We start from the raw sequence: 7,163 nt of genomic DNA on the forward strand, positions 1-7,163 counted from the left end.
ATCGCATTCCAGCAGGCAGGGCGCAGCAAAACGCGGACCGGTCATCCCGCCGTTCAATGGCACGGATGCCCATCAGGTCATACGGAATCATGCCGTGAACGGCCCGGGAGGGGTCAATTCGCCTGGACGGGCTCCGGCGGGGGTGCCAAGGATTGAGATGCACCCGATCGCTGATCGGAGAGGAGTATCTCTATGCACGGCACTCGATTCTCATTACTGCTGGGTCCGGCAGTCCTTACCGCTGTATCGCTCTGGCCGGCCATCGCCTCGGCCTCCACCGTCCACCCGTCCGGCGCCCTGGCGGCCGCCGCGCTGAGCGCGCCGCGGGCCGAGGAGCCGAGCTACCTCGGCGAGGAATCAGAGGAGGCGGCGGAGCAGAGCGTACGCGCGTACGAAGAGAGCGGGTTCGGGCGGGAGAGCGAAAGCGCCCTGGAAAGCGGTTCGAGCGGTTCGAGCGAGGAGTCGGAAGAGGCCGAGGAGTCCGGGCAGTCCGAGGAGGCCGGGGAGTCCGAGGAGGCGGCGAGCAACCTCGCCCTCCACTCCCGGTCCTCGCTGAGGGAGTCCTCACTGAGTGAGTCGTCCCTCAGCAGTCCGTCGCTCAGGAGTTCCTCGCTGCGCGAGGTCTCCTACAGCCGTCCGCTCAGCTACAGCCGGACGATCACCTATCAGCGGCCGGTCACCCAGATGCGCATGGTGACCGAGAGCCGCCCGGTCACCTACACGCGTCAGGTCACCTTCCAGCGGCCGGTGTCCGAGACGCACATGGTCACCCGGATGCGCCCGGTCACCGAAACGCGCCAGGTCAGCTTCCAGCGGCCGATCCAGCAGACGCGGTTCGTCACGGAGAGCCGCCCGGTCACGCAGTACGTGTCCTACCAGCGGCCGATCCAGCAGACGCGGTACGTCACCGAGAGCCGCCCGGTCACCCGGTACGTCAGCTACCAGCGGCCGGTGGTCCACTACGTCACCGAGCAGAAGGCGGTGACCGAGCAGCAGACCTACCAGCGGCCGATCAAGGAGACGCGGTACGTCACCGAGAGCCGCCCGGTGACCAGGCAGGTCAGCTTCCAGCGGCCGATCACCGAGACACGGTTCGTCACCGAGAGCCGTCCGGTCAGCTACACCCGGATGGTGCCGGAGACGCACCCGGTGACCCGCACGCACATGGTCACCGAGAGCCGTCCGGTCAGCTACACGCGCATGGAGACCTTCCAGCGCCCGATCGCGGAGACGCACTACGTCACCGAGAGCCGGCAGATCGCCTACCAGCCGTCGCTCGGCTCCAGCTCGTCCAGCTCGTCCAGCGAGGAGTGCGAGTAGTGCGAGTAGTGAGGTGAGAGTTGAACCCGGCGCGTCACCGGCCGGGTCGACGAAGGGCACGGGCCATGCCGCCCGTGCCCTTCCACACGTCCGTACGGGCTCAGGCCTCGCTGGCGTGGGCCGCCAGGATGCGCCAGCCGTACTCGTCGGTGTGCACCCACGTGCGCGTGTAGCGCAACCGGCCGCCGAACGGCACGCCCGCGAACTCGCCCTCCAGCGTGCCGAGGAAGCAGGTCACCCCGGTCGTCCCCGAGACGAGGACGGTGAGGTCCTCCTGGACGACCTTCTTCATGACCTGGGTGCGCGAGCGGTGGTTGTGCAGGTCGAGCTCCTTGGCCTCCGGGTACAGCCGCCCGTCGGGAGGCCCGGTGAAGACGAGCCGCTCGTCGAGCAGCCGGTCGAGTTCCTCAACGTCACCGTTGAGCTGGGCGTTCTGCAGCCGCCGCTCGGCCTCGTACAGCTCGTCCAGAAGAGTGCCTGCCATGTCGGTCCTCTCCGTCGTGGCGCGTCTTCGACGGCACAACGGTAGTCCCGGAGGCTTCCGGTTTCAGCGGATCACTTCCCGGTGTCCGGCTTGCTCCCGGGTGTGCAGTATGGGCAGAACGGCTCGCGCTGCACGCAGACCTTCACCGCGTCGCTGTCGTTGGCCGGGTCGAGGTCGAGCTCCTTGCCCCCGACGGTGGCGGTGTTGACCGTCTCCCCGACCGCGGTGGCCTTCGCGCGGACGACCAGCGTGGCCGTCGCGCCGCCGGCCAGCGTTCCCACGGTCCACGTTCCACCGGCGTACGTGCCGGTCGACCGCGTGGACGACAGGAAGGCGAGGTTGGCCGGCAGGACGTCCTTGACGGCGACGCCGGTGGCGTCGTTGGGCCCGGCGTTGGCGACCGTGACGCGGTAGACGACGGTCTCGCCCACGGTGACCTCGGTCTTGTCGGCGGACTTGACCACGCTCAGGTCGACGGCCGGGTTGACCTCGGTGACGGCGTCACCGCTGATGGAGGTGAGCGTCTCGGGCTCGGGGCCGAGCCGGTTCTCGTAGGCGACCGCGCCGCTGTTGACGACCTGCCTGCCCGCGACCGACCTGCCGACCTTGACCCGGAACTCCACGGTGCTGCCGTCCGGCAGCGTGGTGTCGTTGGCCAGCCGGCCCCCTGCCGTGCCCGTGGCGCCGTCTCCCAGCCTGAACGAGACAGCACCGGTGGCGGCGTCGAACTCGGCCCGGTCGTCGCCGGCCTGGTCGGTCATGGCGCCGCTGCCCGGGCCGCCCACGACACGGAGCGAGCCGGGCACGTAGGTGGTCCCGGCCGGGACCTTGTCGGTGAGCCGGACGTTCTGCGCGACGTCGCCGCCCTTGTTGACGGCGGTCAGCCGGTAGGTGATCTCTGCACCGACGTCCACCGGCCCCTGCGGGCTCGCGGACTTGGTGACGACGACGCACGGCGGGGTGCCGAAGAAGACGTCGTCGAGGAAGTTGCCGACCGACGCGTTGCCTCCGGCGGCGGAAATGGAACGGAAGGCGAACCTGGTGGTCGTCTGCCCGGCGGGCACGGTGTAGCTGCCGTGGTAGGTGCCCCACTTCCCGGTGCCGTCGGACATGGTCCCCTGCTGGGCGGGGCCCGAGGGAGCGCCGATGTCCAGCGCCATCTGGTCGGTGCCGAGACGCCCGCGGTGGGACAGCCGCCAGTACAGCTTCTGGCCCGGGGTCGTCGGACGGTCCTGGTAGAGGGTCGAGACCTGGTTCGCGTTCAGCTCCGCGAACTGCGCGCCCTCGACCGCCGGAACGTTCATCCGGGGGCTCCAGATCTCGATCATGTGATCGGTGGCGGTCGTCCGCCAGCCCGGCACCGCGTTCGGGTTGTTCTGCGAGGCGTCGGGGAACGGAGCCCACGTCCCGGCGACGACGGGCTTCTCGAACCCGCCGTTGACCAGCGCCACCTGCTCGGGACACGACGCGGGGTTCGGCGCCGCGGCCCGCTGCGCCGCCGTGGCCTCGGCACGGGCGGCCGCGGCGTCGGCCGGGACCGCTCCGGACAGCGTCAGGGGGACCACAGCCGCCACCAGGGCGGCGACGGGGTAACACATCCTGTGGATGTGCCTCATCATGGGGATCCTCTCGTCGGCGGTAACTCACCAGGCCGTACGACCGGCGCTGGCACCGAGCGAGAGACTCACCCGGAGGGCGCGGGTGAGGTGGGCTGACACGTGCGGCCGTGCCAACAGTTGGCCGGATCTTGTTCTCTCCCGACCCTGTGCAGGCGAGATCTGGATCTTCCGGGTAATGATCAGGCGAAGCGTGCAGACGGTGGAGGTGGAGGTGGCTCAGCGGGCGGCGCGCACGGTCTCCCGCGCCGCGCGGGCGAGCTTCTCGTCGAACGGCCGGCCCAGCTCACGCGCGAGCTCGATGGTCCGGCCGAGCAGCGCCAGCGCCTCGTCCCAGCGGCCCGCCGCGCGGCACGTCTCGGCGTAGGCGTGCAGGACATCGATCTCCAGCTGTACCTCGGCCAGCGGTTCCAGCAGCTCGAAGGCCCGCCGGTGGTGTTCGAGCGCCTTCTCGGGTGAACCTGTGATCCGCAGCGCGACACCGAGACAGTTGTGGCACCACGCCTGGTTGTGCAGAAGATCGTGCTGCTCGGACAGCCGCAACGCGTCATGCAGCGTTCGCAGCGACTCCGCCAGGTCGTCCGGTGCCAGCGCGAGACCGAGGGTGACCAGCCCGGTGATCCGTGCGGGCCCTTCCGCCAGGGCGAGGGATGCCCGGGCGAGTTCGACGGCTTCGCCGCGCCGCCCGAGGTGAAGTGTCACCCACCCGTCGAAGGCCAGCGCCTGGGACTGCCCCGCGTGGCGCCCTGTCCTCTCGAACAGCTCGCGTGCCCGCCGGAAGTGCGCCTGTGCCGCGTCGAGGTCGCCGAGATCCCGGCGCGCCATGCCGATACGCAGCGCCAGGGCGGCCGCGATGTCGTCGTCCGGCCCCGACTGCTCGGCCAGTTCGTAGGCGGAGAGCGCCTCGGTGAGGCGTCCGGCGGTGGCACGGACGTAGCCGAGGTCTGCGAGCAGCGAAGCCCGCTGCCGGTCGCGGCCGAGACGCGCCGCGGCTGTCGCGGCGGCTTCGAGCATACGTGCCTGGTCATCGGTTCCACGGTGCCGGAAGAACCAGACCCGCATGGCCTGCGGCAGCTCGGCCACCACCTCGTCCATGCCGAGGCGTACGGCGGCGTCGAAGCAGGCCACCAGGTTGACGTACTCGAGGTCGAACCAGGCCATGGCCTTCGCCGGATCTCCCGGCGAGGGGTCCTTGCGGTGCGGCGAGGGCAGGGCTCGATCGTTGGCGACGACCTGCTCCAGATAATGTGCCAGGACCCGGCGCAGGGCGGCTTCGGCTCGTGGCTCCTCGTCGGCGGCGATGTCCGCCGCGTACTGCCGGATCAGATCGTGCATCCGGTAGCGGCCGGGCGAGGGCTCCTGGACCAGGTGGGCGTCGACCAGCTCCTCCAGCGCGGCGCCGGCCCGGTCGGGCGGCATGTCGGTGAGCGCGCCCGCCACCGCCGCGTCGAAGTCGGCGCCCGGCAGCACGCCCAGCAGCCGGAACATGCGGCGCTGGACCGCGTCGAGCTGCTGCAGCGACATTCCGAACGCGGAGTCGAAGCGGCCGGGAGTGGCGCGCAGCCGCTCGGCCAGCACGGCCACCGTCCAGCCCGGGCGGTGGCGAAGCCGCGCGCCCGCCATCCGCAGCGCCAACGGGAGCCCGCCGCACTGCCGCAGCACCTGGTCGACCGCTTCCTCTTCGGTGAGCGAGAGCCCGGCCGCCCGGCCAAACAGGTGCACCGCGTCGTCGTCGGTCAGCGGCTCCAGGGAAACCGGCGGCACTCCGTCCAGGCTGACCAGCCGGTGTCGGCTGGTGACCAGGACCGCGGACTTCCCCGCGCCGGGGAGCAGCGGACGCACCTGCTCCGCGTCGACCGCGTTGTCGAGCACGACGAGAATCCGCCTGCGGGACAGCTCCGACCGCCAGAGCGCCGCGCGATCGGCGGCGCCGGCCGGGGGATGCGTGACGTCCAACGCGCCCAGTAGCCGGCCCAGCGCGGCGTGCGGCTCCAGCGGTTCCTGACCCGGGGTGAAGCCCTGCAGGTCGAGATAGAGCCCGCCGTCCGGATACGCGGGGACGAGCCGATGGGCCACGTGCACGGCCAGGCTGGTCTTGCCCACGCCCGCCATGCCGTCGACCGCGGCCGCGCCAGTGGTGCGCAGCAGCTCTTCGACCAGCGCGGACTCCGCTTCTCTGCCGGTGAAGTCGAACAGGTCGGCCGGCAGGTCGTTGCGGCGCCGGGCGGGCGCCGCGCCTGCTTCGGTCGCCTCGGCCCACAGCGCGCGCAGTGGCCGGGGATCGCGTCCCACGGCCCGGCACAGCGCCACGACGGCCTCCCATGGCGGCACGAGCCGGCCGGTCAGATACCGCGACAACGACGAGCTGCTCAGATTCGTCTGGCGGGCAAGCGCGCGCAGGCTGAGCCCGCTCAGCTCCTTGATCCGGGAGAGCTGAGCCACCAGTCGCTCCTGGGGGCTGGACACGTGCAACACCGTACCCGTCCCGGCCCACGCAGACGGATCAGCGATGCGTTCGCGCAGCTCAACCGGGTTCTGCCTGTCCCACGGTGTCCCACGGACCAGGCGGGCCCCGGCACGCCGATGGTCGGATAGCACCTGTCGGAAACACCCACGACGAAGGAGAAGCGATGTCGACCGAGCGCATGCCGAACCCGGCGGCTTTGATCCCCGAGGCGATGGAGGCCCTGATAGCGGTCAACAAGGCCATCGCGGGTGCCGGAGCGGACGGCAAGCTGCTGGCGCTGAGCCACCTGCGGGCCAGCCAGATCAACGGCTGCGCTCCGTGTGTGGCCGGGGGCGTCCACCAGGCCCAGCGGCACGGGGTGACGGCAGACCAGGTGCACGCCGTCGCCGCGTGGCGGGAGACTCCGTGGTTCAGCGACGAGGAGCGCGCCGCACTGGCCCTGACCGAGGCCGTGACCCGGCTCGCCGACCGGGCAGACCCGGTGCCGGACCAGGTGTGGGACATGGCCGCCAAGCACTTCGACCAGAAGGAGCTGGCCGCACTGCTGCTCAACATCGCGATCGCCAACGCCTTCAACCGGCTCAACGTGCCGACCCGCCAGCAGGCGGGCACGTGGTGACACCGTCCCCGATCAGCACCACCCCAACCCGTACGTCGCGGAAAGAGGAAGTCGTCATGTCGGACACCAGGAAGACCACCGCCGCCGAGGGCCAGAAGCACGACGGTTTCACCGTGGAAGAGCGCGACGCGATGAAGCAGCGCGCCAAGGAGCTGAAGACGAGCGCTCGGCGGGGTGCCAAGGCCGACACGGAGAGCGAGGTGCTCGCGAAGATCGCCGAGATGGCGGAGCCCGACCGGGCGATCGCCGAGCGGTTGCACGCCCTGATCAGGGCCGGCGCGCCCGACCTCACGGCGAAGCTGTGGTACGGGATGCCCGCGTACGCCCGCGACGGCAAGATGATCTGCTTCTTCCAGCCCGCGGCGAAGTTCAAGGCCCGTTACGCGACACTCGGCTTCAGCGACGAGGCGGCCCTCGACGAAGGCACCATGTGGCCGGCCTCGTACGCCCTCACCGAGATCACCGCCGACGTCGAGGCGAGGATCGGCGCGCTCCTGAGGCAGGCGCTGAGCTGAGGATCGGGCGCCGGTCTAGAAGATCACTGAAAATCTTGGTGAGGGCTGTCGGTGGAGGACATCAGGCGGTGGCTGACTTGAGAGCCCAGGCGCCGTCGGCGTGGGTGAGCCCGAGGTGGATCAACGTACGGAGGTTCAAGGC

The 7,163-nt window shown here is 70.6% G+C and carries 6 protein-coding genes; 3 read left to right on the plus strand and 3 right to left on the minus strand.

Going from position 1 to position 7,163, the window contains the following annotated elements; genetic code table 11:
• The first annotated feature begins 192 nt into the window (after positions 1 to 192).
• Complete coding sequence (locus tag HHX33_RS32190) at positions 193 to 1,320, plus strand: hypothetical protein (protein ID WP_182877866.1); 1,128 nt, start codon at positions 193 to 195, stop codon at positions 1,318 to 1,320.
• A 100-nt stretch (positions 1,321 to 1,420) separates the two neighbouring features.
• On the opposite strand, the gene HHX33_RS32195 is transcribed toward HHX33_RS32190, so the two are convergent.
• The 3 genes from HHX33_RS32195 to HHX33_RS32205 all read right to left on the minus strand — a co-directional run bounded on the left by HHX33_RS32195 (position 1,421) and on the right by HHX33_RS32205 (position 5,886).
• Positions 1,421 to 1,804 (minus strand): nuclear transport factor 2 family protein, encoded by a 384-nt coding sequence (locus HHX33_RS32195; RefSeq protein ID WP_111697819.1) that lies wholly within the window; start codon positions 1,802 to 1,804, stop codon positions 1,421 to 1,423.
• Positions 1,805 to 1,875: 71 nt separating this feature from the next.
• The gene (locus HHX33_RS32200) at positions 1,876 to 3,423 is read right to left on the minus strand and encodes a DUF11 domain-containing protein (RefSeq protein ID WP_220502433.1); all 1,548 of its coding nucleotides are present in this window, start codon (positions 3,421 to 3,423) and stop codon (positions 1,876 to 1,878) included.
• A gap of 216 nt (positions 3,424 to 3,639) precedes the next feature.
• Positions 3,640 to 5,886 (minus strand): ATP-binding protein, encoded by a 2,247-nt coding sequence (locus HHX33_RS32205; RefSeq protein ID WP_220502434.1) that lies wholly within the window; start codon positions 5,884 to 5,886, stop codon positions 3,640 to 3,642.
• Between the two features lie 164 nt (positions 5,887 to 6,050).
• Between HHX33_RS32205 and HHX33_RS32210 the strand changes: the two genes are divergently transcribed.
• Together HHX33_RS32210 and HHX33_RS32215 are read left to right on the plus strand one after the other, a co-directional pair.
• Complete coding sequence (locus HHX33_RS32210) at positions 6,051 to 6,506, plus strand: carboxymuconolactone decarboxylase family protein (RefSeq protein WP_182877868.1); 456 nt, start codon at positions 6,051 to 6,053, stop codon at positions 6,504 to 6,506.
• 56 nt (positions 6,507 to 6,562) lie between these two features.
• A complete protein-coding gene (locus HHX33_RS32215) occupies positions 6,563 to 7,021 on the plus strand; it encodes an iron chaperone (RefSeq protein ID WP_182877869.1) in 459 nt (152 codons plus the stop codon).
• Positions 7,022 to 7,163: the final 142 nt, after the last annotated feature.

The organism is Microbispora sp. H10670, assembly GCF_014161385.1.
Classification (GTDB): domain Bacteria; phylum Actinomycetota; class Actinomycetes; order Streptosporangiales; family Streptosporangiaceae; genus Microbispora; species Microbispora triticiradicis.

Bases quoted from the DNA above. Each gene is read 5' to 3' on its own strand.
- HHX33_RS32195 (WP_111697819.1), bottom strand. From the start codon at position 1,804: ATGGCAGGCACTCTTCTGGACGAGCTGTACGAGGCCGAGCGGCGGCTG.
- HHX33_RS32190 (WP_182877866.1), top strand. From the start codon at position 193: ATGCACGGCACTCGATTCTCATTACTGCTGGGTCCGGCAGTCCTTACC.
- HHX33_RS32210 (WP_182877868.1), top strand. From the start codon at position 6,051: ATGTCGACCGAGCGCATGCCGAACCCGGCGGCTTTGATCCCCGAGGCG.
- HHX33_RS32215 (WP_182877869.1), top strand. From the start codon at position 6,563: ATGTCGGACACCAGGAAGACCACCGCCGCCGAGGGCCAGAAGCACGAC.
- HHX33_RS32200 (WP_220502433.1), bottom strand. From the start codon at position 3,423: ATGATGAGGCACATCCACAGGATGTGTTACCCCGTCGCCGCCCTGGTG.